Origin of the sequence: Nostoc sp. KVJ3 (assembly GCF_026127265.1) — a bacterium.
In the GTDB taxonomy this organism is placed as follows: Bacteria; Cyanobacteriota; Cyanobacteriia; order Cyanobacteriales; family Nostocaceae; genus Nostoc.
Genome location: NZ_WWFG01000001.1, coordinates 526,129 through 549,267 on the forward strand (window position 1 = coordinate 526,129; position 23,139 = coordinate 549,267).

Consider the following 23,139-nt stretch of genomic DNA (forward strand, 5'->3'; position numbering starts at 1 on the left):
AGTTTGATTTATTTTACCAGGATAAAAGCGGTTTTGATTATAGATAACTTACATTTCTGTTTTTTCTGGAACACTAATATATATAGATTTATCATGACCCATCCATGGTACTTCAGCAAAAGACCAAGGCTTACTAAAAATAACTTTGTACCCAGCTATGTGAATATCTTTATTTGAGAGAATGATAGCTTTTTTTGTATTAATTACTTGCTGAATTTTTTTTGCTTCTTCAGGATATGCCTGTTCGATTAAGAGAATATAATATGATGATATTTGAACCTTTGGTAAATTATTAATTGTCATAGCAACAGAGTCCAATGTATAATTCACTATGTAGTATGAATTGTCAAACTTTGATATCTCGTTAAAAATTTCATGATAGAACTGATAGTATTTTTGGCTTAAAATTTTTCCTCTAAAAATGCTAACTTCATTTGAAATAACTCCTTTCCCCATCAATGTATCTAATTTCCAGGGAAAGTAAACAGAACTGGTTTGTGAAAAAATAAGACTATTAGCCCAAATAAAACAAATAGAAATTAATGGTAATATCATAACTATTTTAATCTTGCGACCAAGACGGGGCAATATTTTAACAACGCTATAAATGATAACTCCAATACCAAGAGATGAACTATTGGCTAATCTAAACACTTCATAAATATGAATTGAATTTAAGTATCCAAAAAGGGTTATTACACAAAGTGCCATCACAATAACTTCATTTTTAGTTAAAATTTTCTTTAAAAATAATTGCTGGAATAGAAAATATAATAGTGTTACAAGATTCCAAAAGAAAATAATTGTAAAAGAAAATATTCTTGAGTCAGGATTACCTCCTACAGGATTCTCTCCTCCAGATGTAATAATCGAGTTTAATAGTGTCGGTATAAATGTTAATACAGTAACTCCCTGATCCGCCTCTAACAATATAATTTTATTTTGAATGAAGAAGTCGTCTAAGACACCGTAGTAGATCAAAAAGAATAAAAATAACAATATCGGAATTGAAAATCCTAAACTAAAAAACAAAATATTTGATAAATTAGCTTTTTTGCTATTTCTTTTTAAAAGAGTTTCGTAAACAAAAAATAACAAGAAAGGAGGTAATATTGCTTGAACTGATGAGTATCTACATAATAAAGATAATCCTAAAAAGAATCCAGAAAAAAACATATTGCTAATATCTTTTTTTACAGCGAATAAGAGCAGTATTGATAATAATAAAAATGTATATGAGTAGTAATTTGACCATGGATAGATAATATAGGTATGCAAAAGAAAAATCAAAAGAGTTGAAAAATAAGCAAAATATTTAGGCAGGATTTTTAAAAATATTTGATATGACAAAAAAATACTTACAGAATAAAATATACCAGTAGCTATACCTATAGATATCATCCTTTCTCCAAATAAAGTTAGAGAAAGACTTTGAATCCAGCTTGTCAGAATTCCATAAATCGTGAATGTTTCTTGATAAGGAATTAAGCCTCTTTTTAGATCGAGGGCTTGTACATACATAAATCCCCAATGAAGGCTATCCAGATTAACACTTGATTCAATACAGCTAAATCCAAAACTTAAACAGCATATTAACAACACTGAAAAATCTACAATATTCATAAGTTTTTTTGATGCAAAAAAAAGTGGTTTCAGCTCGTGTTTCTTGAAAGTTAACGTACAGATAACTCAAAAAACGAGATTTTTTGCAAAGTACTGAGTGTTATTGCAAATATAAAACCAAGATTTTATTGAGAGTTTTTTTCAATTAGTTATGCTTAGTCTAATGGAATAGATTCCTTTAAGCAACTAGTAATTAATAGATAATTATTATCAATAAAAGTTTGAGCATCAGTTTTTTATATATTGTTGTTTTTCTGCTGGTTTGATATATTGCTAAATCTTAGTATCAGTAACCTATACAGGACTAGCCCTTTCAAGGTGACTCATAAAAACTCTTGTTTTTACTCAGTGTTATCTGCACTATAAAAGTATTTTATTTAACCAATATAAATACAACAAATACAGAACTAAGAACTTAAAGAGGAATTTATTGAACAAAATTTTTACTCACCTTAAAAGGTATAGTTCTAATTTTCCTGCTATCTACCAAGGAACTTTCAAGTCATTTTTAGTATATAATCTTACCAATAGTTGAATTAGTTAATATCTGTCCGAAGCTTGTAATGTTGGCTATAAGGGCATTTTCTCTAATGAAATTTATCTTCTATCTGTATTAATTTTAACACATTTGCTTAAGAGGCTAACTATCTTGTGGCTTTAGGAGACTAAAAAACTTGATAAAACTATCAAGTATCTTGCGAGAGATTCTCACTTTACTTTATGGTTAGAATAGTTTAATTTCAGATATGAAGTGAAAAACTTTTCTATTAAGCTCTAACGCTACTAGTAGACCGTGAGGATCTGAATTTGGAATGAAACTGAAAAAATTGCTTCCCTACCTGTTATTAACAAGCTCTTTGAATGTCTTGATCGCAACTACTGCCAGAAGTGAAGAAGTAGGGATAGGTGTATCAGAGCATCCGAAATCAACTCCAACAGATGCTAATTCCAATCAATCATTCACCGTCGAACCCATCAAAGAGATTCAGCGAATCAGTGAACTAGTACATCCTGCCAAAAGTGCAGAGATACTTCGACAAGCGCCACAACTCAGTCAAGGGGATGCAACAAAAATCGTCCCGGTGAGTTCAGTTAAGGCTAATCCCACTGCTAAGGGTGTGGAAGTAATTTTACAGACTTCCCTTGGTGAAAAATTACAACTGGTAAATCGCAGTTCGGGCAATAATTTTATCACTGACATTCCCAACGCCCAACTACGTCTAGCTAATGGCGATGCATTCACATTTCGCTCGGAACGGCCAGTTGCAGGGATTAACGAAATCACGGTGACAAACTTTGATGCCAATACTATCCGAGTAACGGTGATTGGTGATGCGAGTGTACCTGCTGTAGAGTTGTTTGACAGTCCTGACGAGGGTTTGATTTTTAGTGTGGCTAGTACAGCTTCTTCCACGTCGCAGGGACAACAAACGCAAACCCCACAAAAGCCTGAACCAAGACAAACTGAACCAAATCAACCTTCTGCGCCGAGTAATGAGCCGATTGAAATAGTGGTGACGGGTGAACAAGATGGATATCGTGTACCTGAAACATCAACTGCAACCAGAACTGACACACCACTACGCGATATTCCTCAATCCATTCAAGTAGTACCCAAACAAGTAATTCAGGATCAAGGAATCACGCGAATTTCAGATGCAGCCCGTAACGTGTCTGGTGTATCAGTAGGAACAGGCTATAGCGGCGCTGTAGATGACTTAACGATTCGGGGATTTGTGAACACAAACATTTTGAGAAATGGCTTCAAAACTCAAAACTCTTTTATCTATGGTGCAAACGTTGAACAGGTTGAAGTTCTAAAAGGCCCAGCTTCGGTACTATATGGCCAATTTGAACCAGGTGGTGTTGTCAATTACGTCACAAAACAACCGTTAGCTGAACCCTACTATGCTGGTGAATTTACAGCAGGAAGTTACAGTTTTTATCGTTCGTCTATTGATATTTCTGGGCCTCTTACTCCAGATAAAAATCTTTTATATCGTCTCAATATTGCCTATGAAAACTCTGGTAATTTTCGTGATTTTGTGAATGGGGATGTTGTAGATATTTCTCCTATTGTCAGCTATAAAATTGATGATGCTACAAATATCTCTCTGGAATACCAATACACAAAGGTCAATAGAGCATTTGATCGTGGTTTTTTGCCTAACAGTGTTTTTCTTACCCTACCGATCAGCCGAAATTTAGGTGAACCAACCGACTCGATTGATATTGAAAGCAACCGCTTTGCTGTAACTCTAGACCATCGATTTAATCAAAACTTGCGTCTGCGAAGTAGTTTGTCTGGTCAATTTACTCAAACATACGATACCCACATTAATCCTAATGAGTTAGCTGCTGATGGTAGTACCTTACTGCGAGACTATTCTACAGGTCTTTCTCCTAGTGAAAATGACGATTTATCGCTGCAAACCGATTTGATTAGTGAATTCAAAACTGGATCGGTTCAGCATCAGCTACTTTTTGGTGTGGAATTTAGTAGAACTATTAGTAACTATTCACTGGATCAAGCAAGTATTTCATCACTAAATATCTTCGATCCTATCTATGGATACGAAATTCCTGCTCGTGACAGTTTTACTTATGCAGTGGAATCTAAATCAACCACAAATACAGCAGCAATTTATTTACAAGATCAAGTGACATTAATGCCAAATTTGAAATTGTTAGTTGGCGGCAGGTATGATTTTCTCAATTTTGATAATACATTCATTTCTGACACAATTAACGGCAGCCCTCCAGAAAAGTCTAGTTTTTACGATACAGCCTTTTCTCCTCGCGTGGGGATTGTTTATCAACCAATAAAACCAATTTCGCTGTATGCCAGTTATAGCCGTTCTTTTGTACCTAACGATCAGCTATCAGCCAATGGAGAATCACTACCGCCTACAAAGGGTACTCAGTATGAAGTGGGGATTAAAGCCGATCTGAGTAGTCAGATATCACTGACCTTAGCAGCTTACGAAATTACAAAGACTAATGTACCTACAGCTGATCCTAATAATCCAGATTTTTCAGTTGCGATCGGAGAGGTAAAAAGCCGCGGAATTGAATTAGATATAGCAGGAGAAATTACACCGGGTTGGAAGGTTATTGCTTCGGGTTTCCTGAATGATGCCTTTGTCAGCGAAGATAACGATCCTTCTGTGAAAGGTTCGCGGTTGGTGAATGCACCCTATCATGGCGCTAGCTTATGGACAACTTATCAAATTCAACGTGGTGGTTTGCAGGGATTGGGTTTTGGTGCAGGATTGTTTTTTGTAGGCGATCGCATTACTAACCAGAGCGATCCGTTGACTCTTGCTTCTTATGTCAGAACCGATGCCACTATCTTCTACAAACGTGATGGTTGGGGAGCCGCACTCAATTTCAAAAACCTGTTTGATGTGAAATACTACGAAACCAACGGCTATTACGTGTTCCCGCAAGCGCCGTTTACAGTTCAGGGCACAATTTCATTCAGTTTTTAATTTCCTCTGAGCAAGGCGAGGGAGAAGGAGTCAGTTTTCTTCCCTCCTTTGAATGAGAGGGGAGTAATCAGTGTATGTAAAGGATACCTGCGATGAAATCAAAGACATTCCGCAACTGGGCATTTACTCTACATCGCTATCTCGGTTTAGCTATGGGATTTGTGCTGATTATAGTTGGCTTGACAGGTAGTGTATTAGTCTTTCAAAAGGAAATTAACGACTTTTTAGTAGCCCAACAGTTTGGATATATTTCTCCCCAACAAGTGCCACTATCTTTGGAGTCAGTGGTAAATACTGTGAAGGCTGTATATGACTCATCAGGAAACGACTTAAAACTTAATAAACTCTATGTGCCTTCAGAGCCAGATGAACCAATTATGTTTGCCTTCACTGTTCCAAATGACAAAGGGATGGATGTTTTTGTCAATCCTTATACTGGTGCAATTATGGGTGAGCGATCGGACACAACACTGATTCTTCTGCTGTATCAACTCCATTATGCTTTGATGGCTGGAGACATTGGTATGACTATCGTTGGGATTATAGCATTCATGTTAATGGTTCTTAATATTACGGGTATCATTCTCTGGCCCGGTTGGCGCAAGCTGATTGCAGGATTCAAGATCAAGTGGAATGCTCATCGGAAGCGGGTAAACTTCGACATTCATAAAGTAACAGGCATGATTGCTGTGGTGTTCCTTACCCTGACTGCCTTTACTGGCTTTTGCTGGAATTTCTACAACTTCACCGAACCAATCATTTATGGAGTGACCTTTACTAAACAGCAAGCAGAACCTGTTTCTGTGCCCCAGCCTGGTCAGATACCGTTGCGACTTACAGAACAACTAAAAATTGCTGATGCTGCCTTGCCAGGTGCGATAGTCAGGAGTATTTCTTTGCCTAGTAAACCTGAAGACACCTTGATAATTCAGTTTAAGCTACCCCAGGAAAGTGCCGAGCGTGGTCAGAGTTATGTTTATCTCGACCAGTACACGGGTAAAGTTTTACGAGTTGATAATGCTCTAAAGATGCCGTTGGGCGATCGCATCCTCAACTCTTTTACTCCCTTACACTACGGTACATTTGGTGGTTTATTCAGCCGCATTTTCTACGTGTTTGTCGGATTGTCACCCTTGATTTTATTTATAACTGGCTTTGTCATGTACCGACATCGCTACCAAGAAAAATCTGTCTGCCACAAATCCATAATCTAAGACTCATACAAGTGCATATCTTCATTATTATTTGGCTTGGTCAAACCTTTTCTATTATTGGTAGTGGAATGACTGGTTTCGCATTCACTATCTGGGTGTGGGAACTAACGCATCAGGTGACAGCAATAACGTTGTTTGGTTTGTTTGCACAACTGCCACAAGCTTTGATTGCTCCGATAGCTGGATTGATTGTAGATCGTTGCAACCGTAAATATCTGATGATAGTTGGGGATACAGTGAGTGGTCTGTTAGCGATCGCAGTCTTACTACTTTATTCAACTAGTCATCTGCAATTATGGCATTTATACTTAGCTGTTGCTATCCAAGGTATTTTTGAGGTAATTCAAGAACTAGCTTATTCAACATCTATATCTACGATGCTGCCCAAGCAGCACTATAGTCGTGTTAGCAGTCTGAGATTTTTAGCTGATTACGGTTCTAGTATCATCGCGCCAACACTCGCAGGTATCCTCTACTCAGTTATTGGGCTTGTTGGGATATTAATTATCGATATTATGACTTTTGTATTCGCTGTCACCACAGTTTTGGGAGTACGTATCCCACAACCTAGTATGACAACAGCAAACACTCAAAGTTTCCCTAATTGGAAGCAAGAAATTTACCTTGGTTGGCATTACATTGCTGTACGTCCAAGTTTGCTTGCTATGCTAGCGTTAGCATTTGTATTCACATTTGCCTATGACTTTGGACTCTCAATCTATTCACCGATGGTTCTAGCACTGACTGGCAATAACACTCAGGTATTAGGCACTTTAGCCTCAGCAGCAGGAATTGGTGGAATAGTTGGGGTATTGCTCATCAATAGCTGGGGTGGTTTCAAGCGTAGGATAGATGGGGTGCTACTTGGGATAATCGGTGTTAGTTTGGGCAAAATTATTTTTGGTATAGCTAAGACACCATTGATTTGGATTCCAGCACAATTCTGTTCATCTCTGAATTTTCCCATACTTGGCAGTTCCTGTGATGCTATTTGGCTAACCAAGGTTAATCCTCAAATACAAGGACGTGTTTTTGCGACCCTAAAGGTTGTAACGTTGGTTGCTTCAACAGTTGCTTACTTGATAGCTGGCCCACTAGCCGACTACATTTTTGAACCTGCAATGATGCCAGATGGTAATCTTGCACCCATATTAGGCTGGATATTCGGCACGGGAAAAGGTTCGGGTATGGCAGTTTTGTACCTCATCTCTTCGCTAGGTATGTTACTTATTGGCTTAAGTGGATATGCTTTCCGACCTCTGCGTGACGTAGAAACCATACTGCCCGATCGTGAATGATGCGTTACGCTACGCCAGTGACGCTCCTCCGTTGCTACCGCTACGCTAATGCTCAAGTCGGGAAACTTGCCCACTCGACTGGCTTCCCTAAGCATATTTCAAAAATCAAATACTATTCCTATAGTTTGTAATTAGTTATAATAGTCCATTGGATGATATTTTACAGTAACAATATGAGCTTCTGCCTATTTGTCATTGATATTCAAAATGGGTTTATATCTGAAAACACAAAGCATATTATACAACGGATTAAGTCTTTATTAGACCAAGATATATTTGAGTACGTTATCTTCACAAGATTTATAAATAGTTTTGAAAGTCCTTATGTAAAATATCTTAATTGGTATGGACTTCTTTCAGAAATAGATCAAAGAATTGTTTCTGAGATTGAACCATTTGTGAACAAAGTTTTTGACAAAACTATCTATACCGCTTGTAATGTAGAAACTATTACATTTATCAAAGAAAGAAATATTCAGACAATTTTTGTTTGTGGGATTGATAGTGAAGCTTGTGTATTAAAAACTGCTGTCGATTTTTTTGAATCCAATATCAGGTCTTATTTTTTAGAATATTATTCAGCATCAAATGGAGGTGATAATTGCCAGAAAGCAGCTATTTTAGTTTTAAGTCAGTTAATTGGAGTGAATCATATTATCACTGAGCCTATAAATAGAAATAATTTCAATAAATACTTGTGCTAAATTAACCATATACCACTCACTTGTGGCTAATATCCGAATACTAGGAAGCAGTCACGAAGATAATTAGATTCTGGGGAATTTCATCTAACACCTACTAGGAAACTCTATCATGAAATGATACTATATTGATGACGATCGCCTCGAAAAAAATTTTACTAAAAGCTTTTATTTATGAAACGATATGTTGCTATTGCTACTAGGATCTTTCTTTTCTTTTATTTTCTTCACTTTGCTCAAATATGTCAGGCTGATTCTCACAATTTTGAACAAGATAATTGTACTTCAAGATTGTTAACAAAAGGAGAAGGTTGTTTTGTTTATGAGGTTAAAGATAATAAAACATCTATTCCTGTTTACTATTATATTCCGGCTAAATTGAATTCAAATACTCAAATAGTATTTGCTATGCATGGGGAAAATCGGAATGCTAGAGATTATAGAAATGATTGGAGAAAAATCTATAACCATAGCCAGTCAAACTTGATATTACTTGCCCCTCAATTTGGACAAAATGACTTCCCAGGATATGCTAGTTATAATCTGGGAAATATGTTTACAAAATCTCTTATCCGACTAAAATCTCAAGACCAATGGGCATTTTCAGACATTGAAAATATTTTTGATTTTGTGAATAAAAGTGAAAAACTTCAGTTAAGTAGTTACTATATATACGGTCATTCTGCTGGAGCGCAATTTGTTCATCGAATGGTTATTTTTATGCCTCATACACGGATCAGAAAAGCTGTTGCTGCGGAAGCTGGTTCCTATACTATACCTAATAAATATATAGAGTATCCTTGTGGCTTGAAAAAACAAACTGGAAATCATCTTCCACTTGTAGAATTGAAAACGGCGTTTAGCACACCAATGACTATAATTTTGGGTAAGAAAGACAATAAACCTCTCTCAGATGAACATGATACTTATAGCTGTGATGCACAACAAGGTTCTAATCGTTTGAATCGTGGTGAATATTTTTATACTCAGGTTAAAAAAATCGCTAATTCCAGAAATGAGAATTTATCATGGACTCTTAAACAAGTTACTGCTGCTCACATTGTTGCACATACAAACCCTCCCATTGAAGATCCGATGCTGGTATCCTGTGCAGCTCTAGAATTTTTTCCCAATTTAAAAGGTATTAACTGCAATTGACACTTCTTTATATGCATTTCATTACAACGTCAAAAGCATCCCTTTAAAAGAGCCGCAACTAAGACATTTATAATTGCATGTGGATTCTTATAATGAATGCGACACTAAATAGTCCATCGCAGACATCGCATCCCCTCATCAGGCGATCGCCACCAGTTTATGGCGGGTACGCGATCGCATTGTTAATTGAGGATTGGACGGTTTAATGCGACACCGAACAGCCCGTCGTAGACATCGCCTAGTACCGCAGGGCGGAATTAAAAATTAAAAATTAAAAACGAATACAGCATGAGGGTTTCATTGATTTGGAATGGGTGGTTTATTTCCGCCGCACTGTACTAGTTTATTGTCGAGTGAGAGCGATCGCTCATAAAAGCAATTAAACATTTTTATTAGGTTTGAGGGAGTTGCCACCCCCTACTCTAATTTACAATTTCAGTTGTGACAGTTCTCTGACGCTAGTTGGTAGAATTAAGGAAATACCAACCTAGATGCAACTTATGATCAGAACCATCGAAGGCATTTATCAGGATGGGCAAATTCAGCTAACTGAGCTACCGCAAGATATTAGCGATCGCTCCCAAGTTCTCGTCACCTTTCTCAATACTAGCAAAATCGATCCAACTAAAACTACGCCAATTGATCGATCAGTTAGAGACAATTGCAGGTATTGGCCAAGGCTTTGAGGAACTCAACGCTGGTCAAACTCGCCCTATTGGGGATTTCGTCCAAGAAATGCAGCAAAAATATGGCATTTCAAGTTGAGATTACCCCAATTGCGGAAGCTCAGATTGAGCAAGCATATCGCTGGTATCGAGAGCAAAATCCTGAATTTGCCGATCGTTGGTTTTGAGGATTGATGAATGCTATTGCTACGCTACAAGAGAAGCCTCAAAGCTGTACCTTAGCAGTCGAACATGAGATTTTCCCAGAAGAAGTACGCCAACTCCTTTATGGGAAAGCCAAAAATGTATATCGAGTGCTTTCTACGATTTGAGATACCACAGTTTATGTGTTGTATGTGCGTCATACTGCTCAAGCACCGCTGACAATAAATGACCTAGACTAGCTAGAAGGTGGAGTTTAGAGTTTCAAGGCGATCGCAACAACAGTCTACTTCTTTGATTACGATGTCTACGACGGGCTGCGCCTACGCACTATCTCGTAAATTAGTTTTATTAACACGCAATCATCGGGATTTGGGCAAAGTACCCGAACTGTTAATAGAGGATTGGACGGTTTAATGCGACACCGAACAGCCCCTCGTAGACATCGCCTAGTTTATTGTCGAGTCAGGGGGTAGGCGTAGCCCGTCGCAGACATCGCAACAACGGTCTACTTCTTGTGCATCTCATATCATGTCCGTTTGATTACTTATTAAACCCTAAGAACCCCACCCCGCCAAAGCTATGCTTTGTCTCCCCTCCCCGCTTGCGGGGAGGGGATTAAGGGGTAGGGTGCAATGACTGTAGGAATCATAACTAATTATGCGGACATGATATCACAGATAATCCCTAAAGGTGATCGCAGTTCAACTTAATACTACAATTTAAAGTATTTGCTTGAGGATATCAGCAATGACGGCGAAAGAGCAACTTCTTCGAGAAATTGAGCAAGCACCAGAGGAACTGATAGAAGCAATTTTGTACATTTTGCAGTCTGTAAAGGCGCAACCTAGCTTCAAAGGTTCTAATCAAGATAGTATTCAAGAAGCAGATAGCACTCAAGTAATTGTTTCTCCTGTTCAAGCAGATAACTCTCTGCTAAATCTCTTCAACGAGTTCGAGCAATTTGCTCAGAGTATTCCTCCTGAAGAACTTGTTAACTTGCACACAGATAGCGCAGAGCAACACGACCAGTATCTCTACGGAACTCCTAAAACATCAGCATGAATCCTGTTTTCGTAGATACGTTTTACTGGATAGCGCTTGCTAATCCACGAGATGCATGGCATGTCCGCACTCAAGAGATACACAAATCACTGATGCAAACAAAACTGATTACAACCGATGAGGTGTTGACTGAGTTTGTGAATTATTTCTCAACTGCTGGTAGATACACCCGAAGTGGAATATTTCAACTAGCACAAAGCATTCTACAAAATGATCGGGTTCAAGTTATTCCCCAAACACGCGAATCTTTTTTAGGTGGTCTAGCTCTGTATTCTCAACGTTTTGATAAAGGCTATAGCTTGACAGATTGCATTTCTATGCACACCATTCGTCAACTGGAGATCATAGAGGTACTGACACACGATAAACACTTCACCCAAGAAGGCTTTGCGATCTTGTTGTCTGATTAAGTGTCGCAAGTAAGCAAAAGTCATTTAAGTCGCGATCGCAACAACAGTCTACTTCTTTTACTGCGATCGCACTTTCTCATAAATTAGTTTTGCTAACGCGCAACCATCGGGATTTCAGCAAAGTACCCGGATTGTTAATTGAGGATTGGACGGTGTAATGCGATCGCCTACTTTATTGTCAAGTGAGAGCGATCGCAACAACTGTCTACTTATTGTCCATCACACACAATCTCTAAATATGTAGTGGGCTGTTGAGTTGGGGCGATTGACTACAGGGATGTTAGATGGAAAAATTCTGGATAACCATCCCAAATTAGGTAATTAGACGCAAACTTTCTGTAAAATGTTCAGATATGGGTATTAAAAAGCTTGTCAAAAGCTGAGTATGAACAAATGAAAAATGACGCACTTGAATCACGACATAGACTTTTAGCTAAGGCAAACAAGGATGTTGTCAATTAAAAGCCTATAAAAAATCAATATTTTCAAAAATTATTAGAGAAAATCACACCATTTAATCTAAAAAATTTTCATTTAAAATAGTCTTTCATTTTACAGTTATTCTTTAAGCAAAATGCAAGCAAAATCTCAAAACTAGACTCCATAAGAGTTATACTATCTAAAGTATCAAAACAGATTCTTCCTAAATAACCCTGCAACTTGTATTTAGGCTAGAAATAGGCTCTTTTTTCTCTTGCCGCAAAAGAACCTTGCATTATATGATGTTTAGGAGCGATCGTTCTTAACCCTATTCTTACAAATCCTCTGGCATAATCACAGAAATTAATTGATTGATTGCGATTCTTCCGATAAATTCTAAAATCGCTATCAAATGTTAGCAACTCACTTTCAGGATACAGTTGTGTCATTCTCACCAAACACGCATCTGCTAATGACATTGGAACTGACTGATATTGTCGTAGCAATTCTTTAATTATTGCCGCTTCTTCACTCAAACACATCGAAATTAATATCTTTCCCTCGTCCAGTAAAGACATCACCATATCCTGACCACCGTAGATATTTCGCAACAGAAAACAGGTCTCTACAATCACAGGCTCACAAGTGAGTAAAGGCTGCTCAATTGTAGCCAAGGTATTAATTACCCAAGTATGAAGATGCTCTCTGCGATTAATAAAGGCTACTAATGGGCCAGTATCGATGATGACTCGCTGCTTCATTCAGTTCCTAAACCTTCAAGATATTGTTTGTTAGTCGCCAAATCACCGGGGCCACCATCAACGCAACCTGCAAATTGTTGAGCAGCTTCCAAAAATGAAATAGGTTCAATTTGTTCAATGTTTGTATTTTTTTGTGCTATCTGACTTTGCAGAAACTCAATAAAATCTAAGACCTCTTGTTGCTTCTCTGGCGGGAGCGATCGCATTTTTTCAGTGGCAGTTTGTATAATACTCAAAACAACCTCCAGACGTTATTTATCCGTCTTTTACACGTCCAATAATTTTAGTCTATCAGGTTAACACTCTAGAGAGGAAACGGACAAAAGATTCTGGTATGGATGCAAATTTTATCTACTGCTCAATTCAGATGATCGCACCATTTAATCAACATCTTGCTCATCGTCAGGACGGGGCAATAACTAGTAAAATATTTAACTGGTCATTGGGCATGGGTCGCAATGGTGCTTTTACGCCCTGACTGCTGAGACTGCGATACATCCCCGCCAGTGAAGGTGCAAGAAATTGATAATCGGGGGAGTATAGCAACTCCCAAGGTAAGTTCAGCACTTCGGCGTTATCGGAAATGATGCCCAGTTCACATTTATCAAGCCCGTCTCGTGTCGCTTCTTGAAAAAACTCTCTTCCTTTCTCTGTGCTGCGAAATACTAGCTCAAATAGCTGTTGTCCCCACTGCTGTAATTTTTGTTCGATTTTTGCAGCGTTATCTGGAAAAATACCGTAAAGAAACTGTAAATAATCTTCTAAGTACCAGCGCAACTCAGCCGCGTTTCCTTCATCGAAGGGTTGTTGGAAGGTCACTGCTGGGGCTAGGCGAGGATTTTCATATCCGCGTTGCCAAGAAAGTTGGATTTTGTCGTTTTGATGTGTGATTCGCAACCAATTTGTTGCCATTGCTGCTGTGCTGGTTACTGGGTAATTTGATGTTAGCTTATTTGGATAATTCACCCAGAGGAAGATTGAGTTTTAATTCAGTACAGATACAGGGATAATGTACTCAAATTCTCAATGAATTATTTTATGCTGCCAGTTATTGAGACTATTCCTTTACGTCAAATGGCTTCGGGCGATCGCCTATACTTACAAATATACAAATTCATCGGCGCTCAACCTGGTAAAAAGGTATACATTCAATCTAATCTACACGGTGCAGAAATTGCTGGCAATACCGTTATTCACCAGCTAATTGAGTTTTTATTAACAATAAATAATGCAAATTTAGCTGGAGAAATTTGGTTAGTTCCCGTTTGTAACCCAATGGGGACGAATGAACGCGCTCATCATTTTTCACCTGGAAGATATTGCGTTTATGAAGCTAAAGACTGGAATCGCATATTTTGGGATTACGAGAAAGAAGCTGATGATTTAGTAGCTTTTACTAAATCTCAACTTCATATCGATCTAGAAGTTGTTCGACAAAATTATCTAACTATAATTAAGCAAAAATTTGCGAAAATTTTAGAAAAAATTAATTCTTATAGTGGTGTTCCTTACACTGAGCATTTTGCCTACAAGCTACAAAATCTGAGTTTAGATGCAGACTACTTAATTGACTTACATAGTTCTACTAATCAAGCATTAGATTACCTTTATTTCTTCCGAAATCGACAAGAAAGTGCAAAATACTTCCTGCTTGATTTTGGAATCTTGCTGAATAAATATGATGGTGATGCTTTTGATGAAGCTTTTATCAAACCTTGGTTAGCACTGGAAGCTTGTTTTGATAAGTTTGGTAGAGATATCAAGTTTGATGTGGAAGCTTGGACACTGGAATTAGGCTCAGGAATGCAAATGAACTCTGATTCAGTTGCTAAAGGTGTACGGGGTGTAAAAAACTATTTAGTGCAAAAAGGTGTACTGCAAATTCCTGATTTATCGGATGACACAAAAACCCATGAGATGACTTTCGCATCTAGCAGCAACCGGAAAAAATATTATGCGATCGCAGGTGGGATGATTCAATCCAGAATAGCATTAGGTAGTAGGTTTAAAGCTGGAGAAAAATTGTATCAAATTCTCAGTTTTAATAAAGAAGGTAATTTACCTAGTGTTATTGATGTCTGCGCTCAACAAGATGGATTGGTTTATGATGTCGCAACAAATCAAGCTGTAAATGAAGGCGAGTTTGTATTGGGGATTATTTTCTGGCTTTTAGTCTAAAGTCCAGTTATTTAGAGGATGTTTGAAAAGTCCTCTTCTCGGTAGCAAAACGTTTTAGATTCCCCTAAATCCCCGCCACATGCAACAAGAGTGGCTCGCTGCCCAACGCAATGGCTCCCCGATAACTTGGGGGACTTTAATTGCAGTTCCCCCCTTTTTAAGGCTTGATCGGGGGGATAAATAAGTGCCTATCCTGAGCCAGAAGTCAGAATTTATCTGGATTTGGTATGATTATCGACGAAATGAGGTAAATTTGAAGTTTGATTTTTTTATATTCTGACTACTGAATTCTGACTCCTAAATTCTACAACTAAGGTTATCTCAGCTGTAAAATATAAGTGTAGAGCCAGTAGTAGATTAAACCTCGGCAAAAGCAAACCCTAAAAATGCCAGGATAATTTTATGCTTGTTTTGTGTCTAAGAAAAAACCAAGTTATCCCAGCTGTAAAATATGAGGGTGGAGCCAAAGGTGAATAGTATTGATAATTACAACTTCTCTTTTTCAGGAGAAGTAACAATCCCACAAGCTCCTCCTGACTTTAAATCAGGTTTTATCGGCATCGTTGGTCGTCCAAATGTCGGTAAATCTACTTTAATGAATCAATTAGTAGGACAAAAAATTGCCATAACTTCCCCTGTAGCACAAACTACACGCAACCGTTTGCGCGGTATATTAACTACACCAGAGGCGCAGTTAATTTTTGTAGATACGCCAGGAATTCATAAGCCCCATCATCAATTGGGCGAAGTATTGGTGCAAAATGCCAAAATTGCCATTGAATCAGTAGATGTAGTATTGTTTGTGGTAGATGGAGCAGTAGCTTGTGGATCGGGCGATCGCTATATTGCCGACTTGCTCAGTCGCAGCAAAACACCGGTGATTTTGGGCGTGAACAAAACCGATCAACAACCACCTGATTCTCAGTTTTTAGATGATAGTTACGCTCAGATGGCCCAGTCCCATGAATGGGAAATAGTGAAGTTTTCTGCGAAGACGAGTGCAGGATTACCGCAACTTCAAGAATTATTAATTGGACATTTAGAAATTGGGCCGTTATATTACCCACCAGATTTGGTTACTGACCAGCCAGAACGCTTTATTATGGGTGAACTAATCCGAGAACAAATTTTATTATTGACTCGTGAAGAAGTACCCCATTCAGTAGCGATCGCCATTGACTTAGTAGAAGAAGCTCCCACCATTACCCGTATACTTGCTACCATCAACGTTGAGCGTGATTCCCAAAAAGGCATACTCATTGGCAAAGGCGGAGCAATGCTCAAAGCAATTGGTAGTGAAGCCCGCGAACAAATCCAAAAGTTAATCGCTGGTAAAGTTTACCTCGAATTGTTTGTCAAAGTCCAACCAAAATGGCGACAGTCGCGGGTTAGTTTAGCAGAGTTAGGCTATCGGGTGGAAGAATAAAATAAGTTACGCGATTAATCGCGTCTCTACTCTTACAAACGCGATTAATCGTGTCTCTACTTTTACTCCTAACTAAATAAAAATGTCTTTAGATATTCGCTATCCCTTAAATTTACCAGCCAATGCTCCACCATTGCGAGTGTTAATTGTCGAAGATGATCCGATGATGCAACTGGGATTAGAACAATCATTAATGGCTCATCCTCAGTTAGAGATTGTTGGACAAGCAGAAGATGGTTATTTAGGAGTGCAAGCAGCACTGCAACTAAAACCCGATTTGGTGGTTATGGATATAGGATTGCCGCGATTGGATGGCATTGCAGCGACACAGCAAATTAAGGCGGCGTTACCAGCAACTCATGTAGTAATGCTGACATCTCATCAAACGGAGACAGAAATTATTGCAGCGCTATCTAGCGGTGCAGATGCGTATTGTATTAAAGGTGCAAGTGTGGAACGATTGTTAAGTGCGATCGCAGCCGCAGTTGATGGTGCAGCCTATCTCGATCCCCAAATTGCGCGGCGAGTAATTGACAATCTCAAACCACCTACACCCACTAGCAATAGCGCTAACTTATCTGGACGCGAATTAGAAGTATTGAAACTCATGGTAGACGGGTTGAGTAACCCAGAGATTGCTGAAAAACTCTATCTCAGTCCCAACACCATCAAAACTCACGTCCGAGGGATTATGAATAAATTAGCAGTGGACGATCGCGTGCAAGCAGCAGTCGTTGCATTACGTTCAGGTTTGGTTTGATGTTGAAGAAATTAAAATATTTGAACATCGCTGAAAATTGCTGTTTATCAAGAAAGGCAGAGGGCAGGAGGCAGAAGGCAGAAGGGAATACTGCCTCCTCCCTCTGCCTGTGACCGAACCGAACTTGGGTATAAAACCCCACCGTCTATACGGTGCTTACAATTGGTTGGGGTCTGAATCCCCAACGAAAAAGTTCCTTCTGCCCTCTGCCCTCTGCCTTCTTCAACTGAAATTTGCAAATTTTCTAGAACTTTAAAATATCTAATGATTCTTCTATTTCTAAATCTAATATTATTTCTCGTGTATCTTTGAGTGCTTCTAGTTTACCTTCTTTACGATAAATATCTGCCGCTTTCTGAAAATCTTCAATTGCTCCCTGTTTATCCGCTATTTCTAAACGAATGTTGCCACGGTTGTAATAAGCATCGGCATAATTAGAATTAATATGTACTGCTTGAGTATAATCTTCAATTGCTCCTTCAAAATCTTCTAAGTCAGAACGAGCATTACCACGGTTGTAATAAGCATCAGCATAGTTAGGATTAATCTGTATTGCCTGAGTATAATCTTCAATTGCTCCTTCAAAATCTCCTAAATCAGAACGAGCATTACCACGTTTTTTATACGCTATGGCATCTTGAGGATTAATCTTGATTGCTTGAGGAAATGTCGGTTGAGAGCCTAATAAATAACGAGCAATTCCACGGTTTTTATAAGCATCGGCATAATGTGGGTTAATTTTAATAGCTTGGGTATAATCCTCAATTGCTCCTTGGTTATCTCCTATATGAGAACGAGCTTCAGCCCGGTTTTTATAAGCAACGGCAACATTAGGGTTAATTATGATAGCTTGGGTATAATCATTAATTGCTTCTTCTAATCGCCCCATCTGATATAGAGCTAAACCTCGTTTATTGTAAGATTTAGCATCATTAAGATTAACCTTAATTACCTGAGAATAATCTGCGATCGCAGCTTCATAATCTCCTGCTTGATAGTGGGCTAAACCTCGCTTATAATATAAATCAACATCATTCTGATGAGTTTTTAAAGCTTGATTGTAATTGCTAATCGCATTTGTATATTCTCCTTTTTCAAAACATTCATCACCCAATTTTACATAAAGGATATTTAAATCATCATCACTATATTCAGGTTGTAAAGAAGATTTTATCAATTGATTATTAATTGGCTTAGTAGATATAATTTCCTGCTTTGGGATATATTTGTAAATTGATGATTTCTGCTGAGAATAATTATTTAAAGAAGATTGTAATTGTTCTAGATAGCACCATAAACCACCACCATATAGTAATTGTTCTATACCAAAGGAGATTTTACCAGTCTTCAACTTAATCATGCGAGTTGGCAGAAACCCAGCCAAAAAAAGGTGATACTCAGATTGTGCTTCACTCACATCTTCTTGAATCAAAATGCAAACTACAACTGCATTTTTTTCAACCTCTTCAGAACTAATTGACCATCTAACTCTGTCAATACTACCGTGACGAGATTTAACTTCTATACCAATAGATGGGTCAGAAGTCAAGGTAAAATCTATATTACCATCACCGCCGAATCGCTTTTCATAATCGACTTCGGTAATAAAATCTGCTAAACGTTCTTTGACAACTTCCTCACCCAACTTCCCTTTGAGATAGCTGATAAAAACGTCACGGACTGGTGAAACACGCTTATATTTCTCAGCCATCAACCAGCAAAATTCTCGTAATGCCTTTAATCTTTCTCCAGAGATTATAGTTAATTCACTATATTGCCCTTCTGTTTCGCAATGAAGCAGACAACCAGATGTTAACCTTTTAATAAAATCAGACTGTAGCGATCGCAGTAGTGTAATCCAGTCCATTTATATTTCTGCGAATCTTTTGATGAGATTATTCTATTAAAATATCCAGCCGACGTAAACCTTTCAATGAGCTTGGCAAGATTTATATTAGTTTTTTAGGTGCGCCTATGTCTGATTATGCCAGAATTTTGACTGCTAGGGAGGCTGTAAGAGGGCGATCGCAAGACTACTTTGTTTTAAATACTACACTCATATCACTCAGATACTAACTGAGTAAATATACTCGATTTAACGTCTTTATCGCTGCAAAAGGCAAAGTGATGGTGGGTTGAGCCAGTAGAAAAGCGATCGCAGTTCCGTATGAGCGATCGCAATGATTAATCCCTAACCACAGGGATTGATTATGATAATTATATTTGTCGCAATGCTTTAACGATTGCAGTGTTAGCCCCCTCATTCCAACACTCTTAATACAAAAGACATCTGGTGAAAAAGAATGTAGAGACGCTATATATAGCGTTTCCTAATCATACAAGGTACATCATAGTCCCCCTCATCGCTTGCGGGGAGGGGGTTGGGGGTGGGGTTCAAGTACCTACTCAACTGAGAACCGCTATATCGCTTCTCCACAAGGGTTCTACATAACGCATATTTAATTTCTGGAGAATGAGCGATCGCCTTTATAATTTCAGATGATAGTGCGATCGCTGCTCGCCAACACTACAAATACTTCTGCAACAATAACGCCAACTTTTCCTTCGCCTCGGCTGGTACTTTATCCAACTGAGTCAAAATCGCATACTGCAACGCTGAATGTGCATCACTTGGCGGCGGATTTTCACTCAAGCGCCGCACAGTTTCTTGAATCACCTTTTGAGCATTGGCAGCATTCCGCAGCAAATTGCCAATCACTAATTCCACCGTCACACTGTCATGGTCTGGATGCCAACAATCATAATCTGTCACCAGCGCTAAAGTTGCATAAGCAATTTCCGCTTCCCTAGCCAGCTTCGCCTCTGGTAAATTCGTCATCCCAATAATAGTTGCACCCCAACTGCGGTAAAGATTAGATTCTGCCTTTGTGGAAAAAGCTGGCCCTTCCATGCACACATAAGTACCGCCGCGATGGAGAGTAACTTCTGGTAAATTGAGAGATGCGATCGCATCTGCCAACACAACAGCCAAATTCTTACAAATCGGATCGCCAAAGGCAATGTGAGCCACAATTCCCTCACCGAAAAACGTTGAAATCCGATTTTTTGTTCTATCAATAAACTGATCTGGAACCACCATATCCAGTGGTTTCGCCTCTTCCTTCAAGGAACCCACAGCACTAGCTGAAATTAAATACTCTACACCCAATTGCTTCATCGCATAGATATTAGCGCGAAAAGGTAATTCAGACGGTAACAGCGTGTGATTGCGTCCATGACGCGCCAAAAAAGCTACCCGTGTATCATCCAATGTCCCCAAAATCAAAGCATCTGATGGTGAACCAAAGGGGGTTTGAATATGCACCTCTTCGACATCTTTGAGCGCGTCCATTTTATACAGACCACTGCCACCAATAATCCCAATACTAGCTTGAGCCATGATTCTGAACCTGTTCCTTGCCAATCTGCTAAGTTATTTTACCGAAAAGAGGAGTAGCAGAGAAGCCAAGAAACAAAGCAATTAAATTTCGCGCCGCTAATATCATGTCCGCTTGATTACTTATTAAACTCAAAGAACCCCACCCCACCAAAACTATGCTTTGTCTCCCCTCCCCTTAGTAACTACGGTGTACACACAAGTCCTTCTGACCCCCTCTAACTCCCCCTTGGCAAGGGGGAGAACCGGATATTTCCCCCCAATACATCGGGGGGATTAAGGGGGGTAAATCCAGGATTTGGGCTTTCAGCTTCATTACCAAGATATGTGTACACCGTAGCCTTAGTAAGGGGAGGGGTGCAATAACTGTGGGAATCATAACTAATTACCCGGACATGACATAACACATTGAATTATTAGCCATTAATTAGATAAGAATGTAGAGACGTAAAATTTTACGTCTCTACAAGGATTTTTCACCGCAATGCACAATCGTTTTCATACCGCAATCAGCAACGCCATTAATGGTTATATTCAGCCTTAAAATTAACTGTCACCATAGGGTGTAATCGATGCCTCATGTATAGAAATATTAAGTAGATACACTCCTGAGCAAGGAGAGAAAGTTAGGGTTATACTTTTGGAAAAAGGCTTATTTTAACCCCTGCTTTTAACATTTTCATAAATCAATGGCTCTCAATTTTCGCTTTGCGGTAGTCAGCGACTTACACGTAGCACTTCCACACACAATCTGGGATCATCCTAGCCGTTTTCATCTGGTAGAAGTCAGTATCTCGGCATTTCAAAGTGTACTCGAACATTTAACACAACTCGATTTAGATTTCTTATTGTTACCAGGAGATTTAACCCAGCATGGCGAACCAGAGAACCACGCCTGGTTACAACAATGTTTAGCCCAGCTACCTTTTCCCGTCTATGTTGTTCCTGGCAATCATGACGTTCCTGTGCTGTTGGCCGATCGGCAATCAATTGCTTTTGCTGATTTTCCCTACTATTACACGAAGTTTGGCTATGAAGATCCGCAGCAGATTTACTACGTTCGTCAGTTACTCCCTGGAGTTAAGCTGATTGGACTGAATTCTAACTTCTTTAATGACCAGGGTGAGCAAATTGGGTGTTTGGATGCCAAACAGCTACAGTGGCTAGAAGAGGTGCTGGCGGCATCTGTTGATGAATTAGTTTTGGTGATGGTACATCATAATGTGGTGGAACATTTACCCAATCAATCAAACCATCCACTGGCAAATCGCTATATGTTGGCGAATTCAGCAGAACTATTGCAGTTGCTGAAGCGCTACGGAGTCAAGCTAGTATTTACTGGGCATTTGCACGTTCAGGATATTGCTTACTCAGATGGAGTATATGATATTACCACTGGTTCTTTAGTGAGCTATCCTCACCCTTATCGGGTGCTAGAGTTTCATCGGGATCACGAAGGTAAAGAATCGTTGCAAATTCTATCTCATCGGGTAGAGTCAGTGCCTGATTTCCCAGACTTGCAAGAGTCATCACGGCAGTGGATGGGCGATCGCTCTTTCCCATTTTTAATCAAGCTACTAACCCACTCTCCATTAAACTTACCATTATCACAGGCCAAAAAATTAGCTCCTAGTTTGCGAGATTTTTGGGCAACTATTGCTGATGGAGATGCGGTATTAGACTATCCCCAGTTTCCATTAGAAGTGCAGCGTTACATTCAGACTTATAATGCATCGGCACAGTCCAATCCAGGTATGTCCACTGCTGGAACTCTGACGCTGATTGATAATAACAGCACACTGTTGCTACATTAGGAGTGATGAGTATCCGTGTGAAGATAATTTTTTGTCTGTATTCCTTTTGAGATAGCGATCGCCTCCGGCAGGCGGTTACGCCATCGCTCTCTACCATAATTCTCCTATCAAAAGTCACCAAGACGGGGGCTAATGCTGTACAGACGCGATTAATCGCGTCTCTTAATTCCCAATATCTTCATTCCAAAGTTCCGGGTTAGTTTTAATAAACTCACTCATCATTTGTTCGCAATCGTCAAGATTAAGATCGATTACTTCCACATTGTGAGATACCATAAATTCTTTAGCGCCAGGAAAAGTTTTCGATTCTCCGACGATGACTTTTTTAATCCCAAATTGCACCACTGCGCCAGCGCACAGGTAACACGGCATTAAAGTTGAATAGAGTGTAGTACCTCTGTAGCTGCCAACTCTCCCAGCATTGCGGAGACAATCGATTTCCGCGTGCGTGACAGGATCGCTGTCTTGCACACGTTTATTGTGTCCTCTGCCCAGAATTTTGCCATCCTTGACGAGAACCGAACCAATGGGAATTCCACCTTCTTGTCTGCCTTGTTTTGCTTCTTGAATAGCAGCTTTCATAAACTCATCCATAT

The 23,139-nt window shown here is 39.0% G+C and carries 22 protein-coding genes; 14 read left to right on the forward strand and 8 right to left on the reverse strand.

The features are described 5' to 3' along the window. Positions 1-48: 48 nt before the first annotated feature. Complete coding sequence (locus GTQ43_RS02240) at positions 49-1,623, reverse strand: glycosyltransferase family 39 protein (protein ID WP_265270294.1); 1,575 nt, start codon at positions 1,621-1,623, stop codon at positions 49-51. Positions 1,624-2,435: 812 nt separating this feature from the next. Here GTQ43_RS02240 and GTQ43_RS02245 point away from each other — a divergent pair. The 10 genes from GTQ43_RS02245 (at position 2,436) to GTQ43_RS02290 (ending at position 11,787) form a co-directional block, all read left to right on the forward strand. Further along, positions 2,436-5,114: a TonB-dependent siderophore receptor gene (locus tag GTQ43_RS02245; RefSeq protein WP_265270295.1), complete on the forward strand. Its 2,679-nt coding sequence runs from the start codon at positions 2,436-2,438 to the stop codon at positions 5,112-5,114. Positions 5,115-5,206: 92 nt separating this feature from the next. After that, the gene (locus tag GTQ43_RS02250; RefSeq protein ID WP_265270297.1) at positions 5,207-6,328 is read left to right on the forward strand and encodes a PepSY-associated TM helix domain-containing protein; all 1,122 of its coding nucleotides are present in this window, start codon (positions 5,207-5,209) and stop codon (positions 6,326-6,328) included. 11 nt (positions 6,329-6,339) lie between these two features. Continuing rightward, entirely contained in the window at positions 6,340-7,626 is a 1,287-nt protein-coding gene (locus tag GTQ43_RS02255) for an MFS transporter (protein WP_265270300.1), read from the forward strand. A 173-nt stretch (positions 7,627-7,799) separates the two neighbouring features. Then, positions 7,800-8,330 (forward strand): cysteine hydrolase, encoded by a 531-nt coding sequence (locus GTQ43_RS02260; protein WP_265270302.1) that lies wholly within the window; start codon positions 7,800-7,802, stop codon positions 8,328-8,330. Positions 8,331-8,501: 171 nt separating this feature from the next. Then, positions 8,502-9,485 carry a hypothetical protein gene (locus GTQ43_RS02265; protein WP_265270304.1) on the forward strand — a complete coding sequence of 328 codons (984 nt, stop codon included), beginning with the start codon at positions 8,502-8,504 and terminating at the stop codon, positions 9,483-9,485. A 500-nt stretch (positions 9,486-9,985) separates the two neighbouring features. Continuing rightward, positions 9,986-10,171, forward strand: a complete 186-nt coding sequence (locus GTQ43_RS02270) for a hypothetical protein (RefSeq protein WP_265270305.1) — start codon at positions 9,986-9,988, stop codon at positions 10,169-10,171. Between the two features lie 173 nt (positions 10,172-10,344). Next, the gene (locus GTQ43_RS02275) at positions 10,345-10,482 is read left to right on the forward strand and encodes a hypothetical protein (protein ID WP_265270307.1); all 138 of its coding nucleotides are present in this window, start codon (positions 10,345-10,347) and stop codon (positions 10,480-10,482) included. Positions 10,483-10,561: 79 nt separating this feature from the next. Further along, entirely contained in the window at positions 10,562-10,729 is a 168-nt protein-coding gene (locus tag GTQ43_RS02280; RefSeq protein WP_265270309.1) for a hypothetical protein, read from the forward strand. 333 nt (positions 10,730-11,062) lie between these two features. Further along, entirely contained in the window at positions 11,063-11,377 is a 315-nt protein-coding gene (locus GTQ43_RS02285) for a hypothetical protein (RefSeq protein WP_265270311.1), read from the forward strand. Further along, entirely contained in the window at positions 11,374-11,787 is a 414-nt protein-coding gene (locus tag GTQ43_RS02290; protein WP_265270313.1) for a type II toxin-antitoxin system VapC family toxin, read from the forward strand. Before GTQ43_RS02285 ends, GTQ43_RS02290 begins: the two co-directional genes overlap by 4 nt. 671 nt (positions 11,788-12,458) lie before the next feature. Here the strand turns inward: GTQ43_RS02290 and GTQ43_RS02295 are convergent. The 3 genes from GTQ43_RS02295 to GTQ43_RS02305 form a co-directional block, all read right to left on the reverse strand. Continuing rightward, positions 12,459-12,968 carry a type II toxin-antitoxin system VapC family toxin gene (locus GTQ43_RS02295; RefSeq protein WP_265270315.1) on the reverse strand — a complete coding sequence of 170 codons (510 nt, stop codon included), beginning with the start codon at positions 12,966-12,968 and terminating at the stop codon, positions 12,459-12,461. Beyond that, positions 12,965-13,204, reverse strand: coding sequence for a DUF2281 domain-containing protein (locus GTQ43_RS02300; RefSeq protein WP_265270318.1), 240 nt, complete (start codon positions 13,202-13,204; stop codon positions 12,965-12,967). The genes GTQ43_RS02295 and GTQ43_RS02300 overlap by 4 nt, the downstream gene beginning before the upstream one ends. 166 nt (positions 13,205-13,370) lie before the next feature. Beyond that, positions 13,371-13,880 carry a hypothetical protein gene (locus GTQ43_RS02305; RefSeq protein WP_265270320.1) on the reverse strand — a complete coding sequence of 170 codons (510 nt, stop codon included), beginning with the start codon at positions 13,878-13,880 and terminating at the stop codon, positions 13,371-13,373. Between the two features lie 126 nt (positions 13,881-14,006). Between GTQ43_RS02305 and GTQ43_RS02310 the strand changes: the two genes are divergently transcribed. From GTQ43_RS02310 to GTQ43_RS02320, 3 genes are all read left to right on the forward strand, one after another. Beyond that, positions 14,007-15,146: a succinylglutamate desuccinylase/aspartoacylase family protein gene (locus GTQ43_RS02310; RefSeq protein WP_265270322.1), complete on the forward strand. Its 1,140-nt coding sequence runs from the start codon at positions 14,007-14,009 to the stop codon at positions 15,144-15,146. A 451-nt stretch (positions 15,147-15,597) separates the two neighbouring features. Next, a complete protein-coding gene (gene era / locus GTQ43_RS02315) occupies positions 15,598-16,572 on the forward strand; it encodes a GTPase Era (RefSeq protein ID WP_265270324.1) in 975 nt (324 codons plus the stop codon). Between the two features lie 82 nt (positions 16,573-16,654). Continuing rightward, positions 16,655-17,332 carry a response regulator gene (locus GTQ43_RS02320; RefSeq protein WP_265270326.1) on the forward strand — a complete coding sequence of 226 codons (678 nt, stop codon included), beginning with the start codon at positions 16,655-16,657 and terminating at the stop codon, positions 17,330-17,332. 244 nt (positions 17,333-17,576) lie between these two features. Here GTQ43_RS02320 and GTQ43_RS02325 read toward each other — a convergent pair whose 3' ends face one another. The 3 genes from GTQ43_RS02325 to GTQ43_RS02335 form a co-directional block, all read right to left on the reverse strand. After that, entirely contained in the window at positions 17,577-19,199 is a 1,623-nt protein-coding gene (locus GTQ43_RS02325) for a tetratricopeptide repeat protein (protein ID WP_265270328.1), read from the reverse strand. Between the two features lie 205 nt (positions 19,200-19,404). After that, positions 19,405-19,596 carry a hypothetical protein gene (locus GTQ43_RS02330; RefSeq protein WP_265270330.1) on the reverse strand — a complete coding sequence of 64 codons (192 nt, stop codon included), beginning with the start codon at positions 19,594-19,596 and terminating at the stop codon, positions 19,405-19,407. Positions 19,597-19,859: 263 nt separating this feature from the next. Further along, the gene (locus GTQ43_RS02335) at positions 19,860-20,732 is read right to left on the reverse strand and encodes an S-methyl-5'-thioadenosine phosphorylase (protein WP_265270332.1); all 873 of its coding nucleotides are present in this window, start codon (positions 20,730-20,732) and stop codon (positions 19,860-19,862) included. A 686-nt stretch (positions 20,733-21,418) separates the two neighbouring features. On the opposite strand from GTQ43_RS02335, the gene GTQ43_RS02340 reads away from it, so the two are divergent. Beyond that, a complete protein-coding gene (locus tag GTQ43_RS02340) occupies positions 21,419-22,543 on the forward strand; it encodes a metallophosphoesterase family protein (protein WP_265270334.1) in 1,125 nt (374 codons plus the stop codon). Positions 22,544-22,705: 162 nt separating this feature from the next. Here the strand turns inward: GTQ43_RS02340 and GTQ43_RS02345 are convergent, their stop codons facing one another. Beyond that, complete coding sequence (locus tag GTQ43_RS02345) at positions 22,706-23,137, reverse strand: nucleoside deaminase (protein ID WP_265270336.1); 432 nt, start codon at positions 23,135-23,137, stop codon at positions 22,706-22,708. Positions 23,138-23,139 lie beyond the last annotated feature (2 nt).

Coding starts and splice junctions, on each gene's coding strand:
- GTQ43_RS02320 (WP_265270326.1), top strand. CDS start 16,655: ATGTCTTTAGATATTCGCTATCCCTTAAATTTACCAGCCAATGCTCCA.
- GTQ43_RS02270 (WP_265270305.1), top strand. CDS start 9,986: ATGATCAGAACCATCGAAGGCATTTATCAGGATGGGCAAATTCAGCTA.
- GTQ43_RS02285 (WP_265270311.1), top strand. CDS start 11,063: ATGACGGCGAAAGAGCAACTTCTTCGAGAAATTGAGCAAGCACCAGAG.
- GTQ43_RS02325 (WP_265270328.1), bottom strand. CDS start 19,199: ATGGACTGGATTACACTACTGCGATCGCTACAGTCTGATTTTATTAAA.
- GTQ43_RS02290 (WP_265270313.1), top strand. CDS start 11,374: ATGAATCCTGTTTTCGTAGATACGTTTTACTGGATAGCGCTTGCTAAT.
- GTQ43_RS02340 (WP_265270334.1), top strand. CDS start 21,419: ATGGCTCTCAATTTTCGCTTTGCGGTAGTCAGCGACTTACACGTAGCA.
- GTQ43_RS02345 (WP_265270336.1), bottom strand. CDS start 23,137: ATGGATGAGTTTATGAAAGCTGCTATTCAAGAAGCAAAACAAGGCAGA.
- GTQ43_RS02330 (WP_265270330.1), bottom strand. CDS start 19,596: ATGAGGGGGCTAACACTGCAATCGTTAAAGCATTGCGACAAATATAAT.
- GTQ43_RS02275 (WP_265270307.1), top strand. CDS start 10,345: ATGAATGCTATTGCTACGCTACAAGAGAAGCCTCAAAGCTGTACCTTA.
- GTQ43_RS02260 (WP_265270302.1), top strand. CDS start 7,800: ATGAGCTTCTGCCTATTTGTCATTGATATTCAAAATGGGTTTATATCT.
- era (WP_265270324.1), top strand. CDS start 15,598: ATGAGGGTGGAGCCAAAGGTGAATAGTATTGATAATTACAACTTCTCT.
- GTQ43_RS02245 (WP_265270295.1), top strand. CDS start 2,436: ATGAAACTGAAAAAATTGCTTCCCTACCTGTTATTAACAAGCTCTTTG.
- GTQ43_RS02295 (WP_265270315.1), bottom strand. CDS start 12,968: ATGAAGCAGCGAGTCATCATCGATACTGGCCCATTAGTAGCCTTTATT.
- GTQ43_RS02240 (WP_265270294.1), bottom strand. CDS start 1,623: ATGAATATTGTAGATTTTTCAGTGTTGTTAATATGCTGTTTAAGTTTT.
- GTQ43_RS02250 (WP_265270297.1), top strand. CDS start 5,207: ATGAAATCAAAGACATTCCGCAACTGGGCATTTACTCTACATCGCTAT.
- GTQ43_RS02310 (WP_265270322.1), top strand. CDS start 14,007: ATGCTGCCAGTTATTGAGACTATTCCTTTACGTCAAATGGCTTCGGGC.
- GTQ43_RS02265 (WP_265270304.1), top strand. CDS start 8,502: ATGAAACGATATGTTGCTATTGCTACTAGGATCTTTCTTTTCTTTTAT.
- GTQ43_RS02335 (WP_265270332.1), bottom strand. CDS start 20,732: ATGGCTCAAGCTAGTATTGGGATTATTGGTGGCAGTGGTCTGTATAAA.
- GTQ43_RS02305 (WP_265270320.1), bottom strand. CDS start 13,880: ATGGCAACAAATTGGTTGCGAATCACACATCAAAACGACAAAATCCAA.